Raw genomic sequence first — 25154 nt, 5'->3', positions numbered from 1 at the left:
GGCGGCCGCCAGCGGCGCCATCCCGCGAGCCGCCTCCTCGAGGTCGGCGTGCTCGAGCGCCGCGGCGAGCTGCGCCACGATCACCCCGAGCAGTCGCCGGTCGGAGGCGTCGAGCGTGCGCCCGTGCAGCTCGAGCACCGAGCGCTCGTCGATCACCAGGACGACCGGATCGGAGCCCCGACGCGCGCTCGGCCGATCCGTCGCGTCCACCGCATCCGTCGGCCCCACCGCATCCGGAATCGGCTCGCCGTCGCTCGCCAGCACCCGCCCGTCGTGCAGCAACCGCACCCCGGTGAGCCCGAAGGCCTCGCGCGTGCGTGTCACGAAGGCCTGGAACGCGTCCTGCCCCCGCAGCACCTCCCCCGCCACGCCGGCCACCAGCTCCGACTCGGCCGCCGAGCGCCGGGCCGACCGCGACCGCCGCGCCGCCTGGTCGACCACGATGCTCACCAGCACCGCGATCACCACGTACAGCACCAGCGCGAGCAGATGCAGGGGCTCGTCGACCGTCACCGTGTAGAGCGGGTCGACGAAGAAGAAGTCGAGCGTCAGCCCGCTGAGCACCGCGGCGAACAGCGCCGGCCAGATACCGCCGACCAGCGCCACCACGACCACGAGCAGCTGGTAGCTCAGCACGTCCGAGGTGATCGACTCGTCGTTCCGGAACGCGGTGAGCAGCCAGGTGAGCAGCGGACCGCCCACCACGGCCAGCACGAAGCCCAGGATGCGACGGCGGAGCGTGAGCGACCCGCGCGCCGTGGGCAGCGAGAGCCGGCGGCCCGCGGCCGAGTGCGTGACGATGTGCACGTCGATGTCGCCGGACTCGCGGATGACGGTCGCGCCGATGCCCGGACCGGTCAGCAGGGCCGCCAGGCGGCTTCGGCGGCTGACGCCGATCACCAGCTGCGTGGCGTTGCCCGCCCGGGCGAACTCGACCAGCGCCTTCGGGATGTCCGAGCCCACCACCTGGTGGTAGCTGCCGCCGAGACTCTCCACCAGCGCGCGCTGGCGTTCCAGCGCACCGGGGTCGGGATCGCGCAGCCCGTCCTGGCTGGTCACGTGCACGGCGAGCAGCTGCCCGCCCGAGGAGCGCGCCGCGATGCGGGCGCCGCGCCGGATCAGCGTCTCGCCCTCCGCGCCACCGGTCAGCGCCACCACGACCCGCTCGCGGGCTTCCCACTTGTCGTCGATCCCCTGCTCGGCGCGATAGCGCTGCAGCGAGGAGTCGACCTCGTCGGCCAGCCAGAGCAGCGCCAGCTCGCGAAGCGCCGTGAGGTTGCCGAGCCGGAAGTAGTTCGACAGGGCCGCATCGATCCGCGCCGCCGGATACACCAGTCCCTCCGAGAGGCGGTCGCGGAGCGCCTGCGGGGCCAGGTCGACGACCTCGATCTGGTCGGCGTCGCGCAGCACGGCATCCGGGATCGTCTCACGCTGGGGCACCCCGGTGATCTGCTGTACGACGTCGTTGAGCGACTCGATGTGCTGGATGTTCACCGTCGAGATCACATCGATGCCGGCATCGAGCAGGGCGGTGACGTCGCGCCAGCGCTTCTCGTGCGTGCTGCCCGGAGCATTCGTGTGCGCGAGCTCGTCGACCAGCGCGTAGTCGGGGGCGCGGCGCAGCACGGCGTCGAGGTCGAGCTCCTGCAACGGCACGCCGCGGTGAGTGACGGTGCGCAGCGGCACGGTCTCGAGACCGAGCGTCATCGCCTGCGTGGCCGCGCGGCCGTGGGTCTCGACCACCGCGATCACGACGTCTTTGCCCGCCGCCTTCAGCCGGCGGCCTTCTTCGAGCATCGCGTAGGTCTTGCCTACGCCGGGGGCGGCGCCGAGCAGCACGCGCAGTCTGCCCTGCTTCATGACGATGAACTCAGGTCGCGGGAGTAGTACAGGGCGCGGTCGCCGGTGTCGGGGTCGGTGGAGGTGAAGCCGTGGCGCTCGTAGAACCGGCGCGCGGCGGTGTCGGGCTCGTCGACCTGGATCTCGAGCGCGCTCACGCCCGCGGCGATCGCGTCGGTCGTGACGCGCTCGAGCAGGGCCGTACCGATGCCCTGGTCGCGGTGCTCGGGCACCACGTAGAGCTCGTCGAGCAGCAGCACGGGCCCGGCGTACCAGACGTTCGGGCGCGCGGTCAGCAGCGCGAAGCCCACGGCCGGTTCCCCGGCCAGGTAGGCGACGGTGGCCGGGCCGACTCCGGCAGGCACCGGGCCGGGAGCGTCATCGGCGAGCAGGATGCGCAGGCGCGCCTCCAGCACCGCCGGACCCGGTGTGGCCGCGTCGAACTCGCGATTGAACGCGTCGAGCAGCGCGGCGAGAGCGGCAGCATCCGTCGCCGTCGCCCGCCGCACCTGCATGGCAGCCTCCGCTACGCCTGCGGGTTGATGTTGAAGGCGCGGGCCAGCTTGTCGATCTTCTGGGCGCGGCCGAGGCGGGGCAGGTCGCTGCCGTCGCGGATGACACGGCCACGGGCCTCGAAGTCGGCCAGGAAGTCACGGGCCCAGGTGACGTCGGACGAGGTGGGGCTGATGACCTCGTTGATTACGGGCAGCTGGTCGACATCCAGGCAGAGCTTGCCGGTGAGACCGAGCGCGACCGTGACGGCCGACTGCTCGCGCAGCACCGGGTGGCTCGAGGAGACCGTGGGGCCGTCGATCGGGCCCGGCAGGTTGCCGATGCGGCTCGCCACCACAAGGCGCGAGCGCGGGTACGCCATGGCCAGGTCGTCGGCGCTGGTGCCGGTGTCGCGGCGGTAGTCGCCGCTGCCGAAGGCCAGGCGGAAGGCACCACGGGCTCGGGCGATGGTGGTGGACTCCTCGATGCCGAGCGCCGACTCGATCAGCGCGAGCACGGGGGTCGAGCCGCCGAGGCGGTCGTAGGTCTCGGTGACGTCGGCCGCCGACTCCGTCTTCGCGAGCATGACCCCGCGGAGGCCGGGAACGCCCTTCAGGGCCTCGACGTCGTCGCTCCAGAACGGGGTGGTGTGGTCGTTGATGCGCACCCACGCCGATCCGCCGCCGCTGAGCCAGTCGACGACGTCGCTGCGGGCGCCGTCTTTGTGCTTCGGGTCGACCGCGTCTTCGATGTCGAGCACGACCTGGTCGGCGCGCGAGCGCGAGGCCGAGTCGAACTCCTCGGTGCGGTTCGCGGAGACGAGCAGCCACGAACGGGCGATCTCCGCCCCGATGGTCGATTCGGACGAGAATTCGGAGTGAGTCACCCGTCAAGCGTATACGGCCTCGGAGCTCATCTCGGGTGTCAGAGCGCTTCCACGTCCCACTGCTCGATGCTGAAGCCCCAGGAGGTGGTGCGGTCCATGGCGCTGATCGCCGCGTCACGACTGGCGAAGACGCCGATGATGTCGCGCGTCCACTCGGTCATGTCCAAGACCACCCAGACCTTCACGCCGCCTCCGAACCCGCTCGCTGTGCTGCCACCCTCTCGGGCTCAGCAACGAACCTACGCTGGGGCGCCGGATAACGGAGGGGCTGATTTCGGCGCGGGCGGATGCACGATCATCTCGGGTGCGCGCGAGACCATCAACCAGACCGGCAGGATGGCGATGCACAGCACGGCGAGCACCGTGATGCTGCCGGCGACGGCCACGGCGATGAACAGGGCGATCCAGCCGTCGCGGGCGATGGCGAGCACCATGCCCATCACGCCGGCCGCGATGGCGACCGTGACCGGGATCGAGGGGATGAGCGCATTCGCGAGCACGCCGACCGCCGTGCCGATGAACACCGCCGGGAAGATGCGGCCGCCGCGGAAACCGGCCGCGGCCGCGATCACCAGGGCCACGAGCTTCACGGCCACGATCAGCGCCAGCTGCCCCGCGCTGTAGTCGGCCCGGTTCATCGCCAGCTCGCCGGTCTGCTGCAGGCCCTTGAACAGGGTGATCGGGCCGCCGACGGCCCCGAGGATGCCGAGCAGGATGCCGCCCAGGGTGACGTAGAAGACCGGGTTGCGGAGCATCCGGAACGCCCCGTGCAGGGCGGGGAAGACGCTGGCGGCGGCGATGCCGAGGCCGGCGGCGACGGCCGCGATCACGGCGGCGCTCAGCAGGTCGATGCCGGCGATCGAGTCGTAGGCGGGCAGCGGCACGGCGAGCGAGGGATGCGCCAGCAGCGCCATGGTGAGCGAGCCCGCCGCGGCGGCCAGCAGGGGCAGGAACAGCTTGTCCCACAGCGCGCCCTCGCCGCCGAGCGTGCCCACGACGCCGGTGAAGATCAAGGCGGCGGCCACCGGTGTGCCGAACAGGGCGCCGATCGTCGCGGAGGCCGCGAGCATCACCACCAGGTTCGGCGGGATCGCCGGCCAGAGCCGGGCGAGCAGGGCCACCAGGATGCCGGTGTTGATGGCGATGATCGGGTTCTCGGGGCCGAGGCTCACGCCGCCGGCCAGACCGATCACCGCCACCAGGGCGAGCGAGGGGAGCGCCTTGAGCGGCAGCGGCGGGGCGATCAGCTCGGTGGTCGCCGAGTCGCGGCCGCCGTGGCCCGGCACGAGCAGCAGGATGAGGCCGACGACCAGGCCGGTGACGCTGAGCACGCCGAAGATCCACCAGCCGGCCGAGGGGTCGATGCCGAGCGCTGCCGGGAGCGTGGTCCAGATGCCGTCCTCGGCGAGGCCCGAGATCTCGTCGACGGCGAAGAGGATGAGCGCCGAGACGACGCCCACGAGGATCGCGGGGATCGACAGCCGCAGCAGGCGGCGCACCACGGTGCCGCTCGGCCGATCCTGCTCCCCCGTGATGGTCACCCTGCCGCGGGCGCCTCCGCTCGTGCCGTCCGCCCCGGGCTCCGCCATCGCGCATCCTGTCGCCGGCCCGTGCCGTGACGGGCGATCGCTCCCGGATGGCCCGGTGGCCATCCCGCTCCCGACCCTAGCGGCGGGCACCGTCGCTCGGCTACGGCGAGGCGGTCGCCGGGCGGGAGGCCGATCTCAGTGCTCGCCCGATCTCAGTGCTCGCCCGATCCGGAGCGCCGTTGCAGCCGGGTCTCCTCGAGGTCGAGCAGCGCCTGCGCCTCGGCCAGCACCCGCGAGGGGTAGGTGCCCTGCGAACGGATCTCGAGCAGCCGCTCGCGCTCGGCGGCCACCACCACGAGCCGCAGCTCGCGGAACAGCTGATGCGGCCGCTCCTCCTGCGACCGCGTGCTGCGGGTGCGCTCCCAGGCGGCCTCGGTGCGCAGGAACGACGACTGCCGCACCCGTTCGAGCACGTCGGGATCGATCGGATCGGTCTCGGGCGCCTCCTCGGCCCGGTCGTCGAGCGCCTCGAGCCCGGAGGCGCTGATCGTCTCGAGCAGGCCCGCGAGCTCCTTGCGGTCTTCGCGGGCGTCGATCCCCTCCACCTTCAGCAGGCGGATGAGCCAGGGCAGCGTGCCGCCCTGCACCACGATGCTCACCACGGCGACCGTGAAGGCGATCAGGATGAGCTGGGGCCGGTACGGGGTGTCGTTCGGCAGCGACTGGGCCGCCGCCAGCGTGACCACCCCGCGCATGCCCGACCAGCCGAGCACCACGCCCCCGCGCCAGTCGATGCGGTCTTGCCTCAGCACCTCCAGGTCGGCCCGGCGCCGCCCGTAGTCGCGCTCGAGCCGGTCGCGCACGCGCGCCTGCCGGGCCGAGGCCACCGGGTGGGTGCGGAAGTAGTAGAGGGCGAGCAGAGCACGATAGGTGCTCTTCTCATGTCGCCGTTCCCGGCGGGAGAGACCGTAGACGAGCGGGCCGATCCACAGGTAGCGGATGGCGATCAGCATGACCGTGGCGATCAGGCCGATGCCGATCGAGGTCCAGACGCCCAGCACGGTGTCGTCGACGTCGTCGATCAGCGTACGGATCTCGAGCCCGATCAGCAGGAACACGCCGTTCTCGAGCAGGAACTGGATGGTGCGCCAGTTGATGCGGTCGCTGATCCGCGACTGCGGCGAGAAGTGCTTGGGGCTCGCGTGCCCCGTGTAGAGCCCGGCCACCACGACGGCGAGGATGCCCGAGGCGTGCAGGGCCTCGGCCGGCATGAAGGCCACGAAGGGCACGGCGAGCGAGAGCGCCGTGTCGAGCACGGAGTCGTTGAGCTTGGAGCGGATGAACACGGTCACGAAGCCGGCGGCGAGACCGATCAGCACGGCGATGACGACCGCGTAGAAGAAGTCGAGCACCCCGGCCCAGGGTGTGCTGAGCGCACCGGCGGCCGCGGCGACGGCCGTGCGCAGCAGCACCAGGGCGGTGGCGTCGTTCACCAGGCCCTCGCCCTCCAGCAGGGTCAGCAGGCGCGGGGGAAGCCCGAGGCGACGGCCGATCGAGGTGGCGGCCACGGCATCCGGAGGGCTGATGATCGCGCCGAGGGCCACGGCGGCCGCGAAGTTGAGGTCGGGCAGCATCGTGTAGAGCAGAAAGCCGGTGGCGAAGGCCGTGACGATGACCAGCACCACCGAGAGACTCGCTATCGGCGCGAGATTGCGCCGGAAGTCGATGATCGGCACGCTGATCGCCGCCGCGTACAGGATGGGCGGCAGCAACCCGTCGAGGATGATCTCGTGGGGCACCTCGACGTCGGGAACGCCGGGCAGGTAGGAGAGCCCGACGCCCACCAGCACGAGGATGATGGGGGCCGCGACACCGAGCTTCTTCGAGAAGGCGGCCACGCCGACGATGACCGCCACCGCGACGATCCCGTAGACTCCCAGCTCCATCGTGCAAGCCTACGGGGCCGCGGGTGCCGCCCGGTCGCGAGGCGGGTCTCGAGAGGGGCTGTCGAGCTCGTTAGAGCAGGCGCAGCTTCTTCACGATCCGGTCGACGGATGCCCGCTCCCCCACGATGCTGAGCGCGAGCGCGCCGAGCTCGGCAGGATCGGTGCCTGCCAGGGTCTCGAGGTATTCGTCGTAGACCCGGGTGGTCTGGGCGCTGAGGGGCATGTCGGCGAGCCAGACGCCCTCGGCGGCCACCGCCTTGGCGCGGGTGGCGGCGAGCTTCTCGGCCGAGGCGCCGAGCACGGTGCAGCCGGCCCAGGCGAGCCCCGGATGCTCGTACCCGCTCGCGTCGGCGCCGCTCGGCCCCTGCAGGCCGTCGATCGCCGCCCCGGTCGCGGCGGCGACGCAGGCGACCGCGTTCGCCTGCTGGCCGGGGGCGAGGTTCTCGTCGACCACGATCACCCACTTCAGCCGGGCCGAGCGGGTGGGCTCGCCGGTGAGGATCTCGTGCGGGAGGTAACCAGGAATGACGTCGTTCGGATTCACGCGGTAATGCTAAACAGCTATTCGACCGGCTTACAATTCATCCGTACTTAATTCGGCAATGTGAACGGAGCTATGGTGCTCGACGAACTAGATACGGCCATCCTGCGCGAACTGCAGACGGATGCACGCCGCACCAATCGCGACATCGCCGCCGCCGTCGGGGTCTCGCCGACCACCGCGCTGGATCGCACGCGTGCGCTGAGGGAGCGCGGCGTCATCCGCGGGGCGAGCCTCGACGTGGACCTGCCGTCGATCGGGCGGGGCGTGCAGGCGATGATCGCCGTGCGCATCCGGCCGCCGTCGCGGACGAACATCGAGGGCTTCCGCAACTGGGTGAGCGAGCTGCCCGACACCCTCGGGGTGTTCGTGACCTCGGGCAACGAGGACTTCCTCGTGCACGTGGCGGTGGCCGACAACGAGAGCCTCTACGCCTTCGTGATCGACCGTCTCACCGAGCGGCCCGAGGTGGCCGATGTGCGCACCTCGGTGGTGTACGAGCACCTGCAGAACCGCCGCATCCGGCCGCTCTGAGCCGGGTGGTGCCTCCCGGGGCTCAGCCTCCGGGCGGGCCGGCGACGAGGGCGACCGCGGTGAGCGCCACCACGACAAGCACTCCGCCGACGACGAAGAGCCACGGATGCCGCAGGAACCAGCGCAGCAGCCGGTCGATCGGCCGGGCGTCGCGCGGGTCGTCCCCGGCCTCGGTGCGCCAGGGTCCGGCTAGCCGGTGGCGCCGTTCGAGCCAGGCGTCCATCACCACGGTGCCGTAGGGCGGGATCGCGGTGAGCGCCGCGACGAGGATGAGCCACCAGCGCCAGCGCTGGTTCAGGCCCACCACCACGGTGGCCACCACGAACGCGATGAACACGACTCCGTGGCTCAGGCCGATGGCGAAGAAGAACGGGATCTCGACGCCGGTGGCCCGCACGATGATGGCGGTGAGCAGGGCCGTCCAGGTGATGGCCTCGGCGATGGACACGGTTCGGTACAGGGTGCGGGGAGACATCGCTTCCACGCTAGCAGCGTGCGGCTGAGCGTCCGGAGGGCCAGCATGGAGGGCACGGGCAGTGCGGCGCCGATCGTGCCGGGCACCCGACGGAGAGGAACGAACATGATCGACACCGACAAGGGCTTCACCCTCAAGCGCGAACTCGACACCACGCCCGAGCAGGTGTGGCGAGCATGGACCGAACCCGACCGGATGGCCGAGTGGTGGCATCCGGCGGGCCTGCACACGCCCCGGGAATCGGTGTCGGTCGACCTGAAGCCCGGCGGCCGATACACCTACACGATGGTGAACGACGCCACCGACGAGGAGTATCCGACGGGCGGCGTCTACCGCGAGATCGTGCCGAACGAGAAGCTCGTGTTCACCTGGGGGAACCCGGATGACGACCCCGACGACACCCCGCTGGTGACGGTGGGCATCCGCTCGCTCGGTGAGCTGACCCGGGTGACCTTCGACATCCGCGGCGTCGACGGCATGGTCGGCGACGACAGCTACCACGACGGCTGGGAGAGCGCCCTCGACGAGCTCGCGCAGCACCTCGGCCAGACCCCGGTCGCCGGCTGAGACCGAGCGGCCCCGGATCGAGCCGGATGCGGGACCGCGCGCGCCGTTCTAGCCTTGACGTATGACGGGAGGGCGGGAACCGCAGCAGCGGCCGGAGCAGCGCGACTCGAGGCTGGCTGCGGCTCGCTACCGCGTGGAGCGGCTCGATGACGGGCTCGACCCGGCGCAGAAGGGTTCCGGCGTCGAAGCCGACCCCACCGGTGACGCCGGCCGGCCCACGCTCGAGCAGCGGGCCTCGTTCGTGGAGATCCAGATCCAGCAGGCCATCCGCCGCGGTGAGTTCGACGAGCTGCCGGGTGCCGGCAAGCCCCTCGCCGGGCTCGGGCAGACCTACGACCCCGACTGGTGGATCCGTCAGAAGATCGAGCGCGAACGCCTCACGGGGCTGGGCCCGCCCGCCCTGACCCTCCGCACCGAAGACGCGCAGCTCGACGAGCGGATGGATGCGATCGCCTCCGAGACGGCCGTGCGCGAGCTGCTGAGCGACTTCAACCGGCGGGTGGTGAACGCCCGCCGCCAGTTGCAGGGCGGCCCGCCGGTCGTCACGCCCACGCGCGATACCGACGCCGAGGTCGCGCGCTGGCGCGAGCGCCGCGCGGCCCGGGCCCAGGCCGCCCGCGAGCAGCGCGAACGCGAGGAGGCGGAATGGGCCGCTCTCCCCTGGCGCGAGCGCCGCCGTCGCCGGCGCGCCGAAGGGCACTGACCGCCCGTGTGACCGGGGTTCGTGCAGCAATACGCGGCACCGAGCTCATAGTGAGCGCGGTGGTCGCTATTCCCGCAGTAACCCCGGCCACCGAAGGCGCATGGGCGCTACTGGCACCAGTCGGGCAGGAAGCCCGGCACCCCGCGCGTGGTGACCCCGTCGGCGATGCGCACGAACCAGGTCGTCATGTCCGAGTACCCGGGTAGCGCGTAGCCGTCGCTCACGCTGTCGGCGGCGATCGTCTCCACGGCCAGGTACTGCCCGTTCGGCGACACGCAGAAGCCGCGCACCCGCGCCCCCTCCGCGGCCGGCCGGAACAGCTCCCGGGTTCCCGCGGAGTCGGCGTAGAGGATCACCGAGCCGAGCACCGGGCTCGCCGAGGAGTAGTCGACCTCGTCGTACTGCCGAATGGTCACGCCGTTCTGCAGCGTCACGATCGTGCCCGGGTAGAACGCCGGATCGACCTGCGGCGCCGTCTGCACGAGCGGCTCAACGGCGCCCGTCGTCAGGTCGATCGTCGAGGTGCCCGCGGAGTCGGCGACGATCAGCTTCAGCTCGCCCGGCAGGAAGCCGCGCATCTCGGTGTGCCGCCCGAGCGGCGCCGGCTGGTTCACGCTCAGCGGGTCGAGCAGGTACAGCTGCTGGTCGGTGCCCTGCGCCACGATCGAGGAGGTACCCGGCACGAACGCCCAGTCGACCACGCGCAGCGGCGCCCCGTCGAACCCGGTGACCTCCTCGGCCCGCCCCGAGGTGCCCAGCGGATCGAACACGAACAGGGCGTTCTGGTACGAGCGCCCCGTGGCATCCGTCCCCCCGTTCACCGTGAACCCGAACAGGTGCGCCGAGGTCGACGCCGAGAGGTTCTGTATGCGTCCGCCGGCCGGCGTGTACACCGTGGCGGGGGCGGCGCCGTCGACGGAGACCTGCAAGGTGGACGTGCCGGCCTCGTCGAGCGTGATGGCGGCCAGCGCGGTGTCGGTCGCCGCGTACTGCTGGATGCGCGGCGCCTCGAACGCCACCTGGCTCGACGAGTCGGCCCCGGCGGCGAGGGTCGAGCGCAGCACCTGGTCGGTGGGCTTGCCGGCGCCCGCATCCGCTCCCCCGCGCCGCAGCAGGCTGTACACCTGCACGTCGGGCGTGCGGAAGCTGTAGTCGAGCCTGCCCGTCAGACCCGTGGCGGTGCCGTCGACGCCGGTGACCGTCACGTGGTACTCGGTGGCGTAGTCGAGGATGCCCGTGAAGGTCAAGGTGACGTCGGCTCCGGATGCCTCGACTGAGAACGGCGTCGCCGGCTCGACCTCCACCTGCCCCTGGTCGACGGGCCCGATGGCCTGGTCGGCGTGCAGCACGAGCTTCTGCCCGTCGCGCGCGATGCTGGCGCCGAGGTTGATCGACGCGGAGCCGAGCGCGGGACCGCGCAGCACCGCCGCTGCGCCGAGACCTCCGGCGACGAGGGCCAGCACGAGGAAGGTGACCAGGCTGGTGCGCCGGAAGCGCTTCAGCGCGCGCTGGCCGGCGCGGGAGTGTTCGGCCGGGATCCGCTCATCCGGGATCCGCCCACCCGGCACCCGGTCAGTAGACATACGGCTCCGCCGGCTGGTCGACGGCCTGCACCGACGCGGGTTCGAGCACGATCGCCGGGGCGCTGCTGGTGCTGGGGTTCGTCGCGAATCCGCCGCTGACCGTGACCCAGCTGTCGACCGGGTGCTCGGCCTCCCACCCGGGGAGGTACACCGGCACGCCCACCGGCTGTGCGTCGACGGCGCAGCACGTCACCACGAAGCGGGCGACGTAGAAGACGTTCTCGGGGTCGGCCGGATCGGGGGTCACGAAGCCGGTGAGGGTGGCCGACTTGCCGGCGAAGTACTTCTCCCCCGCGCCCTGGCGCAGGATCGAGGCCCAGTCCTTCACCGTGAAGTCGGCGGTGTCGCCGCCGGTCAGCTGCGGGGAGTCCGCGGCGTCGGAGACGGCGGCGGCGTTGTTCAGGTCGCGCTGGTCGACCGTGGCGGTGGTGAGCGTGGAGGGTGGCACGACGAGCAGGGCCACCACGGCGCCGACCACGACGAGCGCGGTGAGGGCCGTCCAGAGGACGCCGCGGGCGGAGGCGGAGGCGGAGCTCGCGGAATGGTCGTGCCCGTCGGCGTGGTCGTGGCCGTCTCCGTGGTCGTGGCCGTCTCCGTGGTCGTGCCCGTCGGCATCCGGAGCCGCACCCGGCACGAACGCGAAGGCGGCGAGCACCATGACCCCGCCGAGAACCGCCATCACCACGGTGAACTCGTAGTAGCGGGGATGGATGTACAGCCCGAGCTGCCCTGTCACGGCCAGCCACACGATGGCCACGATCCCGATCAGGCTGAGCACGATGCCGCGCCAGCGGGACTGGATGCGGTCACGCAAGGAGGTTCACCCCGAATCCGAGTGCGAGGCTCGCCAGAGCCACGAGGGCGACCAGGCGCACCAGCGCCGCGGTCGTGAAGGTGGTCTTCATCAGGGTGATCATCTTCACGTCGACCATGGCGCCGAACACGAGGAAGGCCACGATGCCGCCGGGCAGGAAGGTCGAGCCGAAGGCGAGGATGAAGAAGGCGTCGACGTTGGAGCAGATGGCGATCACGAACGCGAGGATCATCAGGGCCAGCACCGACCAGATCGGGTTGCCGCCGAGCGCCACCAGCACGTCTCGGGAGAGGCCGACCTGGATGGCCCCGGCGATCGCCGATCCCACGAGCAGGGCCGGCAGCATGGTGGAGGTCTCCTCGGCGAAGGCGAGGGCGGCCCGGCGCGCGGTCGGCACGAAGCCGCGGCCTCCGGCCGTGGACGGGCCGTGGCCCGAGGCCTCGAGGCGGCAGGCCGCGTCGAAACGGGCCGTCAGCAGCGACCGCGGGTCGGGGTGCCGGCTGAACAGCCAGCCCACGAGGTTCGCGATCACGAAGCCACCGGCGATCCGGCCCACCAGGATGCCGTCGTCCCAGCCGAACGCCTGGTAGGTCGTGACGATCGTCACCGGGTTGAGGATCGGCGCCGCGAGCAGGAAGGTCATCGCCTCGGGAACGCTGAAGCCCTTCATCATGAACCCGCGCGCGAGCGGCACGTTGCCGCACTCGCACACCGGCAGCAGCACGCCGACCAGCGAGATCGTCACCCGGCGGAGGGCGGGGTGTTTCGGCATCACCCTGTGGATGAACCTCTCGGGCACCCAGAACCGCACGGCGATCGAGATCAGGATGCCGAGGAACACGAACGGCAGCGACTCGATCACCACGCTCGTCGAGAGCGTCACGAAGTCGCGCAGCCGATCCGGCAGCGCCTCCGGAGCCCACCCCGCCGACACCAGCCGCAGCACCACGAGCCCCGCGGCGATCACCGCCCCGATCACGAGCCCCCTCAGCGGCGCCCCCCGCCGCCCCGTGCCCCGAGGCGCCCCCCGCCACCGCCCCGTGCCCCGAACCCCGGGCACGGTCAGCTCACGAGTCACGCCTGCAAGCGTAAATCATCCCCGCGCCCCCGACCCTGAGCGCCCCCTGGGCCCGTACCCTCCGCGCGCCAGCCGCCGTAGCCCCCGCCCGCCCAGGCGACGGCGCGCCTCCGCACGCCCACGTGCCACAGCCTCCCGCCTGCCCACGTGCCGCAGCCTCCCGCCTGCACCCCCCGCGGTTCCACCCGCTCCCCGGCTGCGCACGTTCCACGCGCTCCCCGGCTGCGCAACGGATGGAGGCACCCCCCACCTGCGGACGCAGCCTCCATCCGTCCCGCCAGAACGGCGCACCCTCCATCCGTTCGGCAGGGCGAGGCGAGGCTGAGCGGCGCGAGGCGAGGCCGGGCAGGACGAGGCGAGGTGGGGCGGGTTGAGGCGAGGTGGGGTGAGGCGAGGTGGAGCGGGGCGAGGTGGAGCGAGGTGAGGTGAGGTGAGGGGAGGTGAGGTGAGGTGAGGGGAGGTGGGGAGAAGTGGAACGGGGCGGGGCGACACCGGCATAGGCAGTCGCAGTCCACGAACCGACGTACACGACGCACCGGGCCGTACTCGACGACCCAAGGTGAGCGTGTGGTCGAGAGGTGCGACCGCAGGCCGCGCCTCTCGACCGCGCGCTCACATGTCGCGCGGCGCCGGGCAGGGACCGGCGGAGCCCGGGAGCGACGAGCGAAGCCCGGCGCCCCCGGCAGCTAGAAGAGCCCCTGCGCCCGCAACTCCCACCGGATCGCGGGGGCGATGCGCACCGAGAACTCGGGCGTGAGGTGCACGGTGTCGTACTTCGTGGGCGTGGTGCCGGCGAACGCCGGGCAGAAGCCCTGCGCGCAGCTGAAGCCGAGGGAGCTGACGTAGTGGTCGCCGGTTCCGGAGGCGGCGAGCGCCGCGGTGGTCGCGGCCTCGAAGTCCTGCCAGGCCTGGTCGACTCCGGCGTTGCAGTCCTGCGGGCTCGAGACCGGCGAGTAGCAGCGGCCGAGGTCGACGCCGAGGGGCGGCGGGGCCAGGTAGACGACCCGGCCGGGGGTGCCGTATCCGGCGGTCTCGGCGAGCGTCGACTCCACCAGCTGGTTCGTCGACAGCGGCGTGCCGTCGGCGGCCTTGCCGAGTGCGAATGCGTTGGCCACCACCACCAGCTGCGGGGAGTCGGAGGCGATGCGTGCCGCGATGTCGTCTTTGCGCTGAGGGCAGGCGTCCATCACTCCGTCGCCGCCGTTCTGCACGAGCACCTGGGTGAAGCGGCAGCCGTAGAGTCCGATGGTGGTGATCTTCCACTGGCCGCCGCTGTCTTCGGCGAGCGCCTTGAACGCCGGTGCGTAGGCGAGCGCCGTGGAGTCGCCGACGAGGTACAGGTGGTTGGGGGCGTTGCCGTCGCCCCAGGTGCAGCGGCCGAAGTCGGGGGTACCGCCGGGGGCGAAGCAGTCCTTGGCCGGGTTGCGGCTGGAGCCGTCGGAGATGGCGGAGTCCATCGACGGCGAGAGGTCGCCCGGCCAGGCGCTCGCCGAGGCGGCGGCGTAGAGCTCGGTCTGCAGCTGGTCTTCGGGGTTCACCTCGGCGGCCGGGGCGGCCGGTGCACCGTCGCCCGTTCCCGCGTCGGCCGTCGGATCGCCTGCGGGCTCCACCGCCGCGGGCCCGCTCCCGGGCAGGTTCAGCGCCAGCGGCCCTTGCCCCCGCAGGGAGAGCTGCACCGTCACGGCGACCACCACCACGATCGCGACCAGGCCGATGGTCGAGAAGATGAACTGCGCTCCGAAGCGGTCGCGCCACGCCTGCCAGGCGTCGCGGCGGGCCTCTCGTGCCTGCTCGCGCGTCGCGGCCGGCTCCGGCGTCACAGTCGGAGCCCCCGTCGCGGCCGACTCCCCCGCAGCATCCGGCTCCCCCGCGGCAGCCGGCTCCGGCGCTCCCCGCAGCCAGGGCGAGCGGTGCAGCGGCTGCTCCACGAGGTAGTACGACACGATCGCCAGGGCGAGCCCGAGGCCCAGGATGATCGGCACGGTCGCCGGGTTCCCCTCCGGCAGCAGCACGACGGCGAACACCAGCACCGGGAAGTGCCAGAGGTAGAGCGAGTACGAGATGTCGCCGAAGAATCGGCTGACCGGGTTGACCAACGGGAACAGGTGCCGCTGCGGGCCGCCCACCCCCGCCGCGATCACCAGCGCGGTCGCCACGACGGGCAGCGCCGCCCACGGGGCCGGGAACGGCTCCGCATCCGAGATCACGAAGAACGACAGCAGCACCCCGCCGAACCCCAGCCAGCCGAGCAGCACGCGCAGTGCCGCCGGCATCCGCGCCAGCACGGGCGCGGCCACGGCCAGCAGGGCGCCGACACCCAGCTCCCAGCCGCGGGTGAGCGTGGAGTAGTACGCCAGGATGGGCGACGAGTCGGTCTGCAGCATCGCGAGCGCGAACGAGGCGCCCACGATCAGCACGAGCACCCCGCCGACCAGCAGCCGCACCCGGCGCAGCCGCGGGAGCACGGCTCCGGGCTCCGCACCTCCCTCGGCTGCTGCCCCGGCGCGGCTTCCGCGACCCCTCAGCGCAACCAGCACCAGGAGTAGAACGACTCCCGGCCACACCAGGTAGAACTGCTCCTCCACCGACAGCGACCAGAAGTGCTGCAGCGGAGACACCGCGTCACCTGCGTGGAAGTAGTCCGTGCCCTCGGCGGCGAACCGCCAGTTCACCACCAGCAGCAGCGACGACACGGCATCCGTCACCGTCTCCTGGAACCGCGGCCGGTTGAACAGGAACCACGCCACGGCCACGGTGAACGCCAGCACCACCACGGCGGCGGGCGCGATGCGCCGGATGCGCGTGGCGTAGAAGCGCCGCAGACTCACCCGGCCGTGCCGCTCGGCGTCGCGGAGCAGCAGCCCGGTGATGAGGAACCCCGAGATGACGAAGAACACGTCCACGCCGACGAAGCCGCCGGCGGGCCAGCCGGTGACGTGCGCGAGCACCACGGCCACGACGGCGAAGGCACGCAGCCCCTGGATGTCGGCGCGGAACGCCGTCGGGTGGTTCGGGGTCACTGTGCTCCATCTCACGAGAGAGCGCTCTCGCGCTCAGGCCACAGAGGATCCTACCGTCCCGACGCGAACGCCCCCGCCTCGGTAGGATCGATACCGGTGCGCCGGGAAGTCTGGTCGGCGGAGGGCCGCAGGGGTCCTTCCTCGGAATTCGCGCGCCGCCCCGCGGCCCGTGTCACGAAAGGCATCCGCCATGGCTCACAGCCGCACGGCCTTCATCCGCTCCGAACGTGTCGCCGCCGTGCTGCTGCTCGCCGCCGCCGCTCTCGGCCTGCTCGCCGCCAACACCGCCGTCGGCCCGGCCCTGATGGAGGTGCAGGATGCCCACCTCGCCATCCCGGGCACCCCTCTGGATCTCTCCGTCGGCCACTGGATCAGCGACGGCCTGCTCGCCGTCTTCTTCTTCGTGGTGGCCGTCGAGCTGAAGAACGAGTTCACGGTCGGCCAGCTGAACTCCGTGTCGAAGGCGGTGCGCCCGGCCATCGCCGCGCTGGGCGGCGTGCTCGTGCCGGCGCTGATCTACCTGGCCGTGACCGCCGGATCGGGCTACGAGGGCGGCTGGCCGATCCCCACCGCCACCGACATCGCCTTCGCCCTGGGGGTGCTCGCCGTGTTCGGCAAGGGCCTGCCCTCGCGGCTGCGCATCTTCATCCTGGCGTTGGCCATCCTCGACGACATCGTCGCCATCCTGATCATCGCCGTCTTCTTCACCACCGCCCCGAACCTGCTGCTGCTCGCCGCGGCCGCCGTGGGGGTCGTCGCGTTCGGGCTGCTCAGCCGCCTGCTGCTCACCGACCGCGTCACAGGCTCCCCTGGGCTCCGGATGCTCGTGGCCGTCGCACTGATCGCGATCGGTATCGTGACCTGGTCGCTGGTCTACCTCTCCGGTGTGCACGCCACGATCGCGGGCGTGGCCCTCGGGCTCGCCATGGTGAGGGTGCCGGCGATGCACGTGCGCCACGCCTTGGAACCGGTCACCAACGGCGTGATCCTGCCCCTGTTCGCCTTCTCCGCGGCACTCGTCGCGATCCCCCAGGTGGCCCCGGCGCAGCTCGCCCCCGCGTTCTGGGGAATCCTGATCGCGCTCCCGGTCGGCAAGCTGATCGGCATCACCCTCGGCGGCTGGCTCGCGGGGTTCGTGGGCCCGCGCACCGACGAGCGCGGCCGCCATCCGCATCTCTCCCTGCCGGCGCTGATCACGGCCGGCGCCCTCGGCGGCGTGGGCTTCACGGTGTCGCTGCTGATGAACGAGCTCGCCTTCGCCGGCGCCCCCGAGGTGGCCGACGAGGGCACGCTCGCCGTGCTGCTCGGCTCCGCCGTCTCGATCGTGCTCGCCGCCGTGCTCGTCTCCCGCCTGGCCGCGCCCTACCGGCGGCGCTTGCGCCGGGAGTCGAGCACCGTCGACAGCACCATCCACCCCGCGTAGCCGAACAGGGCGGCCACCGCCACCGGCACGATCACGCTCCGGGCCTCGCCGTTCACCGCGGTGTTCACCCAGCCCAGCAGAGGGACGCTGTACCAGAGCGTGCCCACCACCTGCACCTCCTGCACCGGGTTCTCGTCGGCCAGGTCGTTGTTGTCGCCCTTCGTGACGAACAGGATCGAGCCGTTCGAAGACATCGTCTTCTCGATCACCCGGTGGCTGATCACCCCCGGCTCGCCCGACTCGATCTGGTAGGTCAGCACGTCGCCGATCCGGATGTCCTGCACCGGCACGGGCCGCACCACGACCAGGGTTCCCGGCGGCAGCCCCGGCTCCATCGACTGGGTCAGAACCGTGAGGGGCCGGCCGCCGACCAGCGCCGGCAGCACGACGGTGACCACGGCGAGCGCCAGCACGAGCAGCAGCACGGCGGCGCTCACGGCCACCCCGAGGTAGTGGGCGAGCGACTTCTCACCGTCCGCGGAAGCGGTCGTGGCCTCATCGGGTGCGCCCAGCCCGCGCGAGCGGCCCGGTGCGGCCCGATGACGAGCGACGGGGGCGGGCGCCGGAGCGAGCGTCACGGCCGTGGACTCCGCTCGCGCCGGCGCCGGTTCGACCGGGCGAACGCGAGCACCGTCAGCAGACCGGCCACCAGGAAACCGGCACCGAGCACGATCATCGGCAGCACGTCCTGCCCGGTCAGCGCGATGCCCTCCGACCCTCCGCCGTCGCCGGTGGGGAACGCCGGCACGACCTGGCCGCTCGCGCAGTCCGCGGTGCCGGACGCGGCGGAATCGGCCGGATCGCGCAGGGTCACGACGAAATCGAGGTTCGCCTGCGCGTCGGCACCGGCGCGATCCGGCGTCGAGGGGTCGAACGTGAGGGCCACCTGGAGAGACGTCTGCTCCCCCGGCGCCAGCACCGGGCCCGCGAACACGAGCGCGCAGCCGGCGGCCGCCGTGAAGGCGACGCCCGGCGTCTGGGGCACACCGGGCGTCTGGGCGTCCCCTGTCTCCCGAGCCGAGACGCCGAGCGACTCGGCGAGCGCCGGGCTGCTCGCCCAGGCCTCGGTGCCGCTCAGCCGCAGGGCACCGTCGTACGGTGTCGCATTACGCACCCAGAGCGTGGCCACCACCACATCGCCCGGCACGATCAGCGGTGGATCCGCGAAGAGCGGACCGGCCGGCTCGCGGGCGAAATGCGTGCCGTCCAGGCTCACCTCCACCCCGGGTGCGCCGCCGGCCGAGGCGGACGGAACGGGTGCCCCGGGCGCGACCGCGAGCGCTCCCAGCACGACGGCCGCCGCGAGCACGCCCCGCACCGGACGCAGCCGGATCACGCCGGACACTGCACACTCAGCAGCGGGAGGAGGCCGTATCGCATCACGAGGGTCGCCGAGGCCACCGAGGTGGTGCCGTAGACCGAGTCGGTGGTGGTGACGACGACGTTCTTGGTACCCGAGGTGAGGAAGCCCAGCACGCCCAGGTTGAGCGCGTTCACCTGCACCGACACCGTCGCCGCGCCGGCGGCCGGTGTCACCTGCTGGATCGAGGGGCTCGTCGCTGTGTCGAGATGCAGGTCGTAGGACGCGGCTCTGGCCGTGTCGACCCCGTTGGCCGCCCCGTAGGTGACCGCGTTCCAGGTGAGCGTGGCGTAGCCCGCGATGGTCAGGGTTCCCGGCGTGGTGACGCAGGTGATCCCCGTGGGGGCGGCCACCCTGAACACGGACTGGGTGAAGGCAGGCGCGCTGACGCTGGTGATCCAGTTGGTGCCGACGCGCCCGGTGAGCGTCAGCACGGGTGAGACCGTGTTGCCCTGCTGGAGCGCCACGGTGCTGTTCAGCGAGGTCGCCACGCAGAGCGTGACGGCCGCTCCGATCGCCACGGAGGCGACGCCGGCCGGCAGCGCGGGCGGGGAGGCGAGGGTTCCCACCGTCGTGCCCGACGACGGCACGCTGCTCGCACAGGCCCCGGATGCGCCGGCCCAGTAGGTGACCGTGATCAGGGCGGGATAGGCGCCCGTGTTGCCCGACCACGCCACCGAGAGGGCGAGCGGCGACGTGCCCGAGTTCGTGAACACCACGGGGGCGATGACCAGGTTCGCGTTGCTCGCGGTCGACGGGGTCGCCGTAGTGAAGCGGTATTCCTTCTGCAGAGCGGCGGTGCCCGCGAGCGTGACCGACGCCGTGGCCGCGTTCGCTGTGCCGCCCAGCGGGACGGCGGGGACCGTCCAGAACGCGCTGGCCGTTCCGCCGGCCCCGCTGATGACGAAGACGGCCAGGAACACGGCGACGAATGTGCGCCATGGCAGGCCGGCGCGAGCTCGGCGCGGGTGCGCGCGGCTCGAGCGCGGCCGGCTCGGACGAGGACCGGCGGTCATACCTGTCTCCCGTCGATCTGCACCGTGAAAGTCGCGGCGGTGTTGCCGCGCGCCGCGTCGGGCGCTCCGGCGGGCAGAGTGACGGCGACGCAGATCACGGCGGTGCCGGTCTTGGGCAGCGAGAACGAGAGGTCGCCGGGGGTGGACGACGGGATCGTCCCCGACCAGGTGGAGGTCGTCGTGCCCGCCGTGCATTCGGCTGCGGAGGCAGCGACGCCGACGCCGAGGGTGAGGGCGCCGGAGAAGCTGTTGGCCGTGCTGGTGAGCGTCACGCCCGTGACCCGCAGTTTGAGCGGGATGTCGCTGACACTCGTGATGACGGCCGATGCGCGCCGCACCTCGCCGGGATACATCGCGGTGGTGGGCAGGCTGAGCGCGGTGGTGACCGACATCGCCGCGGTGCCGGCACGCAGCGTGCCGCCCGCGGGCACGGCGGCCGAGGAGTTGAGGAACGCGTAGGTGCCGCCCGACGCCGTGACGGCGAGCAGCACGGCGGCGCCGGCGGCCGCCGCGAACAGCAGCAGCCGGCGCAGCAGCGAACCTTCGGGAGCAGCACGGCGACCGTGGCGGGGTCGGACGCGCCGCCCCGCCACGGTGGTGCTCATGGTTGCTCCGTTGATCGCGAGCCGAGGATCAGAAGGTCTGCGTCAGCGTCACGTTGAAGTTGCTGAGGTTGACCGCACCCGTCTTCGCGTCGTTGTACTGCCCGGCCGTGCCCTGCGGGAAGGTGAGCGTCACCACGACGGTCACGACACTGCTGACCGGCGCGGCGCTCGAGGTGATCGTGTAGGTCGGGCCGGTTCCGGTGATGCCGGCACCGGATGCCGTCAGGACGGCCGTGTCGGTGAGCTCACCGGCCAGAGCTACGTCGGCGGCCGCGGCGGAGGCCGGGGTGATCGACTGGGCGCCGAAGCCGAGCGTCGCGGTGAGGTGGTCGCCCACGGCGGTGATGGTGAGGTCGTCGGTGTAGGTGAGCACGTCGCCCGGCACGATCTTGTAGGTGGCGATGTTGACCGTGTTGTTGGCCTGGTCTTTCCAGACCCCGGCGGGGCCGTCGTTGACGACCTTGAGGTCACCGGCGGTGATCGTGCCGCCGGAGACGGCGGCGGAAGAGTTCCAGAACGCGAAGGTTCCGGCTCCCCCGAGGAGCAGGGCGATACCGGCGGCTCCGGCGATCGCGGCCTTGGTGAGCTTGTTCATGCTGTGTTTCCTTTCGGGACGCCCATCCGGCGTAGCTGAGCGACAGACGTCGCGCGAGTCGTGCCCTCAGTGTCGCCAGCGGGACGTCGCCGATCCAGGTCCTGATCGACGGATGTCGCTTCGGTGACCCTCCCTGGCGCAAAGGTGACGGGAACTCTCCGCGATCGCCCGAGCCGCTCGCCGGACCGGGCCCGGCGCTAGTGCCCGAGACCGGTGCGGCCGAGCGCCTGCGCGAGCTTGGAGACACTCGGCGAGACCGTGGCTCCGGCGGCCAGCAGGCGCTGTTCGATCTCGTCGAGTAGCGCGGTGCGTCCAGCCGCCGTGGGCGGGGCGGCGGGCCCGAGTTCGGCCTCCCACTCGCGCCAGGCTCGCTCAGCACCCTGGCGCGCGTCGACGGTGCGCACCAGGTCGTCGGCCAGCTCGGCCACCACGGCGCCGTCGGCGTCGAGCAGATCGGTGAGGGCGCGATCGGTGCTCACCCGCGCCAACGGTGTCAGCGCCGCATCACCGACGTGCTCGCGCACGGCGTCGCGCACGCTCGCGGGCACCTCGTCCGCCGCATCCGGAACCCCCGCCGCACTCGTCGTCGCCTCCTCGGCCGGCTCGCCCGCCGGCTCGAGCGGCCACTGCAGCTCGGTGCGGCCCTCCGCGGCCGGCAGCTTCACGTGCCAGCCCTCGTCGTGACCGCCGCGGCGCACGCGCAGGGCGATCCGCTGCCGGGCCAGGGCCAGATCGGCCGTGTCGAAGTACACCGCCTCCAGGCGGACGGATGCCGAGGACTCGGCGCGCACGACGGGCGTTCCCGCGGCCTCGCCCACGCCGGTGAGCGCGGGCAGTTCCGTGTCGGCGCCGACGGCGTACTTGCGTTCGATCTCGGTCTGCACGGAGTGTGCCATCGGGGTGATCTCCTTCCGGGAGGACACTGAGGGCGTGCCTCTTCCTCTGCTCATTCTGGTCACCCGGCCGGTACTCGGCCCAATCGGCGGCACCGATGCCGATGCGGACGGCGATGCCGGCGCCCACGACCGCGCCGGGCCGGGCTTCGTGCGGGCCGACGCCGCGCATCCGCAGGTCAGCGTGCTCGATCTGGGGGTCACCCGCGGCGACGGCGTGTTCGAGACCGTGATGGTGTCGGCCGGGCACGCCCCGGCGATCGACGCCCATCTGCAGCGTTTCGGCGCCTCGGCCGCCCTGCTCGACCTGCCCGAGCCGGATGCCGCGGTCTGGCGCGCGGCCTTCGACGCCCTGGTCGACGCGGCGGCGAAGGACTTCCCCGACGCCCCCGTGCTCGCCGTCAAGCTCGTGCTCACCCGCGGCATCGAGGGCACCGACCGGCCCACGGGCTGGTTGACCGCCCGCCCGGCACCGGATTTCCGCGCGGTGCGCGAACGCGGCGTGCGGGTCGTGACGCTGGACCGGGGGTATCGGCACGACGTCGCCGCCACCTCGCCCTGGCTGCTGCAGGGCGCGAAGACGCTGTCCTACGCGCTGAACGCGGCCGCCGTGCGCGAAGCCGCACGCCGGGGCGCCGACGACGTGATCTTCATCAGCTCCGACGGCTTCGTGCTCGAGGCGCCGACGGCCAGCGTGCTGGTGCGCGAGGGCGACCGCATCCTGACGCCCACGCCCGAGCTCGGCATCCTGCCCGGTACCACGCAGCGCCGGGCGTTCACGTTCTTCGCCGAGCAGGGGCTGCAGACCGGCACGGTTCGGATGCGGGCCAGCGAACTCGCGCGGGCGGACGCCCTCTGGCTGGTCTCGAGCGTGCGGCAGGCCGTGCCGGTTATCGACCTCGACGGCAGCCCGCGGAGCGTCGACGCCGAGCTCACGGCCGGGTTGAACCGGTATCTGGCGACCTAGGCCGCATCCACTCGCCCGGTGCGCCCGACGTTCTGCCCCACCCAGCGCACGAGTGGGATGAGCACCTCGCCGAGTTCGGTGCCGAGCGCCGTGAGGCTGTAGTCGACCCGCGGCGGCACGGTGCCGTGCGACTCGCGCCGCACGAAGCCGTCGCCCTCGAGCGCCTTGAGCGTCTGGGCGAGCATCTTCTCGCTGATGCCCTCGACGTAGCGGTGCAGCTCGCCCCAGCGCATCGGCCGGTCAGCCAGAGCCACCAGCACGAGCACTCCCCATTTGCTGGTGACGTGATCGAGAACGACCCGGCTGGCGCAACCGGCGGCGAAGGGGGTGGGTTCGCCGATGGCGTCCCAGATACGATCGGGCATGGTCCTAACTTACCAAAAAGTGGGTACAACCTGTCGGGAAGCTTCTGAACGGATGCCGGGTTCCCTCCTACGAACGGCTTGCGGATGCGGGCCGCGGAAAAGGAGATCAGAACCATGACCATCATCGTCACCGGCGCCACCGGCCACCTCGGACGCCTCGCCGTCGAGCACCTCCTCGCCCGGGGCGTCGCCGCCTCCGACATCGTGGCCGCGGGCCGCAACGCCGAGAAGCTCGCCGAGCTCGACGCTCTCGGGGTGCGCACCGCGACCATCGACTTCGCCGACCCCGCCTCCCTCGATGCGACTTTCACCGGCGCCGACGCGCTCGTGCTCGTCTCGGCCAGCGAGCCCGGTCAGCGGCTCACCCAGCACACGAACGCGATCGAGGCCGCGAAGCGCGCCGGGGTCGCGCGGATCGTCTACACCAGCGCCCCGCAGGCCACCACCTCCGCCCTCGTGCTCGCGCCCGACCACAAGGCGACCGAAGAGCTGATCACCGCCTCGGGAGTGCCCTTCACGATCCTGCGCAACAACTGGTACAACGAGAACTACGCGGGCTCGTTCGCCCAGGCGGTCGAGTCGGGCGTGCACCGTGCCGGCACCGGCGAGGGCCGGGTCGCCAGCGCCTCGCGCTCGGACTACGCCGAGGCGATCGCCGCCGTGCTGACGAGCGAGGGGCACCTCGGCAAGGTCTACGAGCTCTCGGGCGACTCCGCCTGGAACGGCGAGGAGTTCGCCGCGGCCGCCGCCTCGGCATCCGGCCGCCCCGTGGAGTTCGTGCCGGTCTCGTTCGACGAGCAGGTGGCGGGCCTCAAGGCCGCCGGTCTCGACGAGGGCACCGCCAGCTTCGTGGCGACGCTCGACGCGAACATCGCCGCAGGCACCCTCGCCACGGTCACCCCCGACCTCGTGACCCTCATCGGCCACCCCACCACCCCGCTCGTGGACTACTTCCGCTCCCAGGCCACCACGGCCTGACCGCCTCGGCGCACGGTCACAGGGCGCGGAGCTTCTCGAGGAGGGGCTCCGCGACCTCGGCGAGGAACTCGTCCTGGCCGGCGTCGCCGACCTGCACGATCGCCACGTCGGTGAAACCCGCGTCGAGGTAGGGGCGCACGCTCTCGGCCAGCTCGTCGAGGTCGGGGCCGCAGGCGATCGAGCCGGCCACGTCGTCCTCCCGCACGAACTGGCTGGCCGCGGCGAAGCCCGCCGGCGTCGGCAGATCGGCGTTCACGGCCCAGCCGCCGCCGAACCAGCGGAACTGCTCGTGCGCCTGCGCGATCGCGGCCTGCTTGTCGCGGCCCCAGCAGATCGGGATCTGCCCGATCGAGCGCGCGGGCTTGCCGGCGGCGTCGGTCCAGCCCTTCACCAGGTCGGCATCCGGTTCCACCGCGATCAGGTGGTCGCCGTACGGGGCGAAGCGCTCGATGGACTTCGGGCCCGAGACGGCGAGGCCGAGTTCCACGCCCTCGTCGGGCAGGTCCCAGATGCGCGCCGAGTCCACGCGGAAGTACGCCCCGTCGTAGGTCACCAGTTCACCGGTGTGCAGCTCGCGGATGATCTGCAGCGCCGCTTCGAACATGTCCTGCCGCGCGTCGACCGCCGGCCAGCCCTCCCCGACCACGTGCTCGTTGAGGTTCTCGCCCGAGCCGAGGCCCAGGATGAAGCGGCCCTCGGCCAGGATCTGCAGCGTCGCCGCCTTCTGCGCCACGACCGCCGGGTGGTACCGGATGCTCGGGCAGGTCACGTAGGTCGCCAGCTCCACCCGCGAGGTGGCCTGGGCGACGGCCCCGAGCACCGTCCAGGCGTAGGGCGCGTGGCCCTGTTCGGTGAGCCACGGCGAGTAGTGGTCGCTCGACACCTCGAAGTCGAAGCCCGCCTGCTCGGCGGCGACGGCGTAGCGCACCAGCTCCCGCGGTCCGC

The 25154-nt window shown here is 72.1% G+C and carries 26 protein-coding genes; 6 read left to right on the top strand and 20 right to left on the bottom strand.

Annotated elements, in window-relative coordinates; genetic code table 11:
- The 7 genes from Q0D75_RS18725 to Q0D75_RS18695 all read right to left on the bottom strand — a co-directional run.
- A partial coding sequence (locus Q0D75_RS18725; protein ID WP_291057000.1) for a DUF4118 domain-containing protein occupies nt 1-1860 on the bottom strand: 1860 nt, incomplete at its 3' end.
- The gene (locus Q0D75_RS18720) at nt 1857-2354 is read right to left on the bottom strand and encodes a GNAT family N-acetyltransferase (protein WP_291056998.1); all 498 of its coding nucleotides are present in this window, start codon (nt 2352-2354) and stop codon (nt 1857-1859) included. The genes Q0D75_RS18725 and Q0D75_RS18720, both read right to left, overlap by 4 nt.
- Nucleotides 2355-2365: 11 nt before the next feature.
- Nucleotides 2366-3217, bottom strand: a complete 852-nt coding sequence (locus tag Q0D75_RS18715) for a CoA ester lyase (protein ID WP_291056995.1) — start codon at nt 3215-3217, stop codon at nt 2366-2368.
- 38 nt (nt 3218-3255) lie between these two features.
- Entirely contained in the window at nt 3256-3402 is a 147-nt protein-coding gene (locus Q0D75_RS18710) for a hypothetical protein (protein WP_291056993.1), read from the bottom strand.
- Nucleotides 3403-3456: 54 nt separating this feature from the next.
- On the bottom strand, nt 3457-4806 hold the full coding sequence (locus tag Q0D75_RS18705; RefSeq protein WP_291056991.1) for an ion channel protein: 1350 nt from the start codon (nt 4804-4806) through the stop codon (nt 3457-3459).
- Nucleotides 4807-4958: 152 nt separating this feature from the next.
- Nucleotides 4959-6692 carry a sodium:proton antiporter gene (locus tag Q0D75_RS18700; protein WP_291056989.1) on the bottom strand — a complete coding sequence of 578 codons (1734 nt, stop codon included), beginning with the start codon at nt 6690-6692 and terminating at the stop codon, nt 4959-4961.
- A 70-nt stretch (nt 6693-6762) separates the two neighbouring features.
- Nucleotides 6763-7236, bottom strand: coding sequence for a DUF2000 domain-containing protein (locus Q0D75_RS18695; protein WP_291056987.1), 474 nt, complete (start codon nt 7234-7236; stop codon nt 6763-6765).
- Between the two features lie 60 nt (nt 7237-7296).
- Here Q0D75_RS18695 and Q0D75_RS18690 point away from each other — a divergent pair, with 60 nt between their 5' ends.
- Complete coding sequence (locus Q0D75_RS18690; protein ID WP_291056985.1) at nt 7297-7767, top strand: Lrp/AsnC family transcriptional regulator; 471 nt, start codon at nt 7297-7299, stop codon at nt 7765-7767.
- Nucleotides 7768-7789: 22 nt separating this feature from the next.
- Here Q0D75_RS18690 and Q0D75_RS18685 read toward each other — a convergent pair whose 3' ends face one another.
- Entirely contained in the window at nt 7790-8242 is a 453-nt protein-coding gene (locus tag Q0D75_RS18685; protein ID WP_291056983.1) for a DUF3817 domain-containing protein, read from the bottom strand.
- A gap of 105 nt (nt 8243-8347) precedes the next feature.
- Between Q0D75_RS18685 and Q0D75_RS18680 the strand changes: the two genes are divergently transcribed.
- Together Q0D75_RS18680 and Q0D75_RS18675 are read left to right on the top strand one after the other, a co-directional pair.
- On the top strand, nt 8348-8809 hold the full coding sequence (locus Q0D75_RS18680) for an SRPBCC domain-containing protein (RefSeq protein ID WP_291056981.1): 462 nt from the start codon (nt 8348-8350) through the stop codon (nt 8807-8809).
- A gap of 61 nt (nt 8810-8870) precedes the next feature.
- A complete protein-coding gene (locus Q0D75_RS18675; RefSeq protein ID WP_291056979.1) occupies nt 8871-9512 on the top strand; it encodes a DUF1992 domain-containing protein in 642 nt (213 codons plus the stop codon).
- Nucleotides 9513-9619: 107 nt separating this feature from the next.
- On the opposite strand, the gene Q0D75_RS18670 is transcribed toward Q0D75_RS18675, so the two are convergent.
- From Q0D75_RS18670 to Q0D75_RS18655, 4 genes are all read right to left on the bottom strand, one after another.
- Entirely contained in the window at nt 9620-11095 is a 1476-nt protein-coding gene (locus Q0D75_RS18670; RefSeq protein WP_291056977.1) for a hypothetical protein, read from the bottom strand.
- Nucleotides 11085-11909 (bottom strand): TIGR03943 family protein, encoded by an 825-nt coding sequence (locus Q0D75_RS18665; RefSeq protein ID WP_291056975.1) that lies wholly within the window; start codon nt 11907-11909, stop codon nt 11085-11087. Before Q0D75_RS18665 ends, Q0D75_RS18670 begins: the two co-directional genes overlap by 11 nt.
- Nucleotides 11902-12888 (bottom strand): permease, encoded by a 987-nt coding sequence (locus Q0D75_RS18660; protein ID WP_291056973.1) that lies wholly within the window; start codon nt 12886-12888, stop codon nt 11902-11904. The genes Q0D75_RS18665 and Q0D75_RS18660 overlap by 8 nt, the downstream gene beginning before the upstream one ends.
- A gap of 785 nt (nt 12889-13673) precedes the next feature.
- Nucleotides 13674-16022 (bottom strand): acyltransferase family protein, encoded by a 2349-nt coding sequence (locus Q0D75_RS18655; protein WP_291056971.1) that lies wholly within the window; start codon nt 16020-16022, stop codon nt 13674-13676.
- A 175-nt stretch (nt 16023-16197) separates the two neighbouring features.
- On the opposite strand from Q0D75_RS18655, the gene Q0D75_RS18650 reads away from it, so the two are divergent.
- Nucleotides 16198-17430: a Na+/H+ antiporter NhaA gene (locus Q0D75_RS18650; protein WP_291056969.1), complete on the top strand. Its 1233-nt coding sequence runs from the start codon at nt 16198-16200 to the stop codon at nt 17428-17430.
- Here Q0D75_RS18650 and Q0D75_RS18645 read toward each other — a convergent pair.
- The 6 genes from Q0D75_RS18645 to Q0D75_RS18620 all read right to left on the bottom strand — a co-directional run bounded on the left by Q0D75_RS18645 (nt 17370) and on the right by Q0D75_RS18620 (nt 21902).
- Nucleotides 17370-18008: a signal peptidase I gene (locus tag Q0D75_RS18645; RefSeq protein WP_291056967.1), complete on the bottom strand. Its 639-nt coding sequence runs from the start codon at nt 18006-18008 to the stop codon at nt 17370-17372. The two genes, Q0D75_RS18650 and Q0D75_RS18645, sit on opposite strands and share 61 nt — an antisense overlap.
- Entirely contained in the window at nt 18005-18766 is a 762-nt protein-coding gene (locus tag Q0D75_RS18640) for a hypothetical protein (protein WP_291056965.1), read from the bottom strand. The genes Q0D75_RS18645 and Q0D75_RS18640 overlap by 4 nt, the downstream gene beginning before the upstream one ends.
- Nucleotides 18763-19713, bottom strand: coding sequence for a hypothetical protein (locus Q0D75_RS18635; protein WP_291056963.1), 951 nt, complete (start codon nt 19711-19713; stop codon nt 18763-18765). Before Q0D75_RS18635 ends, Q0D75_RS18640 begins: the two co-directional genes overlap by 4 nt.
- 89 nt (nt 19714-19802) lie before the next feature.
- Nucleotides 19803-20411: a hypothetical protein gene (locus tag Q0D75_RS18630; RefSeq protein ID WP_291056961.1), complete on the bottom strand. Its 609-nt coding sequence runs from the start codon at nt 20409-20411 to the stop codon at nt 19803-19805.
- 28 nt (nt 20412-20439) lie between these two features.
- Nucleotides 20440-21006 (bottom strand): alternate-type signal peptide domain-containing protein, encoded by a 567-nt coding sequence (locus Q0D75_RS18625; RefSeq protein WP_291056958.1) that lies wholly within the window; start codon nt 21004-21006, stop codon nt 20440-20442.
- A gap of 197 nt (nt 21007-21203) precedes the next feature.
- A complete protein-coding gene (locus tag Q0D75_RS18620) occupies nt 21204-21902 on the bottom strand; it encodes a CYTH domain-containing protein (RefSeq protein WP_291056956.1) in 699 nt (232 codons plus the stop codon).
- 34 nt (nt 21903-21936) lie between these two features.
- Here Q0D75_RS18620 and Q0D75_RS18615 point away from each other — a divergent pair, with 34 nt between their 5' ends.
- Nucleotides 21937-22866, top strand: a complete 930-nt coding sequence (locus Q0D75_RS18615; protein WP_291056954.1) for an aminodeoxychorismate lyase — start codon at nt 21937-21939, stop codon at nt 22864-22866.
- On the opposite strand, the gene Q0D75_RS18610 is transcribed toward Q0D75_RS18615, so the two are convergent.
- On the bottom strand, nt 22863-23231 hold the full coding sequence (locus Q0D75_RS18610; RefSeq protein WP_291056952.1) for a helix-turn-helix domain-containing protein: 369 nt from the start codon (nt 23229-23231) through the stop codon (nt 22863-22865). The genes Q0D75_RS18615 and Q0D75_RS18610 overlap by 4 nt on opposite strands.
- A 114-nt stretch (nt 23232-23345) precedes the next feature.
- Between Q0D75_RS18610 and Q0D75_RS18605 the strand changes: the two genes are divergently transcribed.
- Nucleotides 23346-24209, top strand: a complete 864-nt coding sequence (locus Q0D75_RS18605) for an SDR family oxidoreductase (RefSeq protein ID WP_291056950.1) — start codon at nt 23346-23348, stop codon at nt 24207-24209.
- 16 nt (nt 24210-24225) lie between these two features.
- Here the strand turns inward: Q0D75_RS18605 and Q0D75_RS18600 are convergent.
- On the bottom strand, nt 24226-25154 hold a 929-nt coding region (locus tag Q0D75_RS18600; RefSeq protein ID WP_291056948.1), incomplete at its 5' end, for a TIGR03557 family F420-dependent LLM class oxidoreductase.

The sequence above is a fragment of the Herbiconiux sp. genome, assembly GCF_023264855.1.
Taxonomy (GTDB): Bacteria; Actinomycetota; Actinomycetes; order Actinomycetales; family Microbacteriaceae; genus Herbiconiux.
This window is presented reverse-complemented; position numbering and strand designations above follow the sequence as displayed.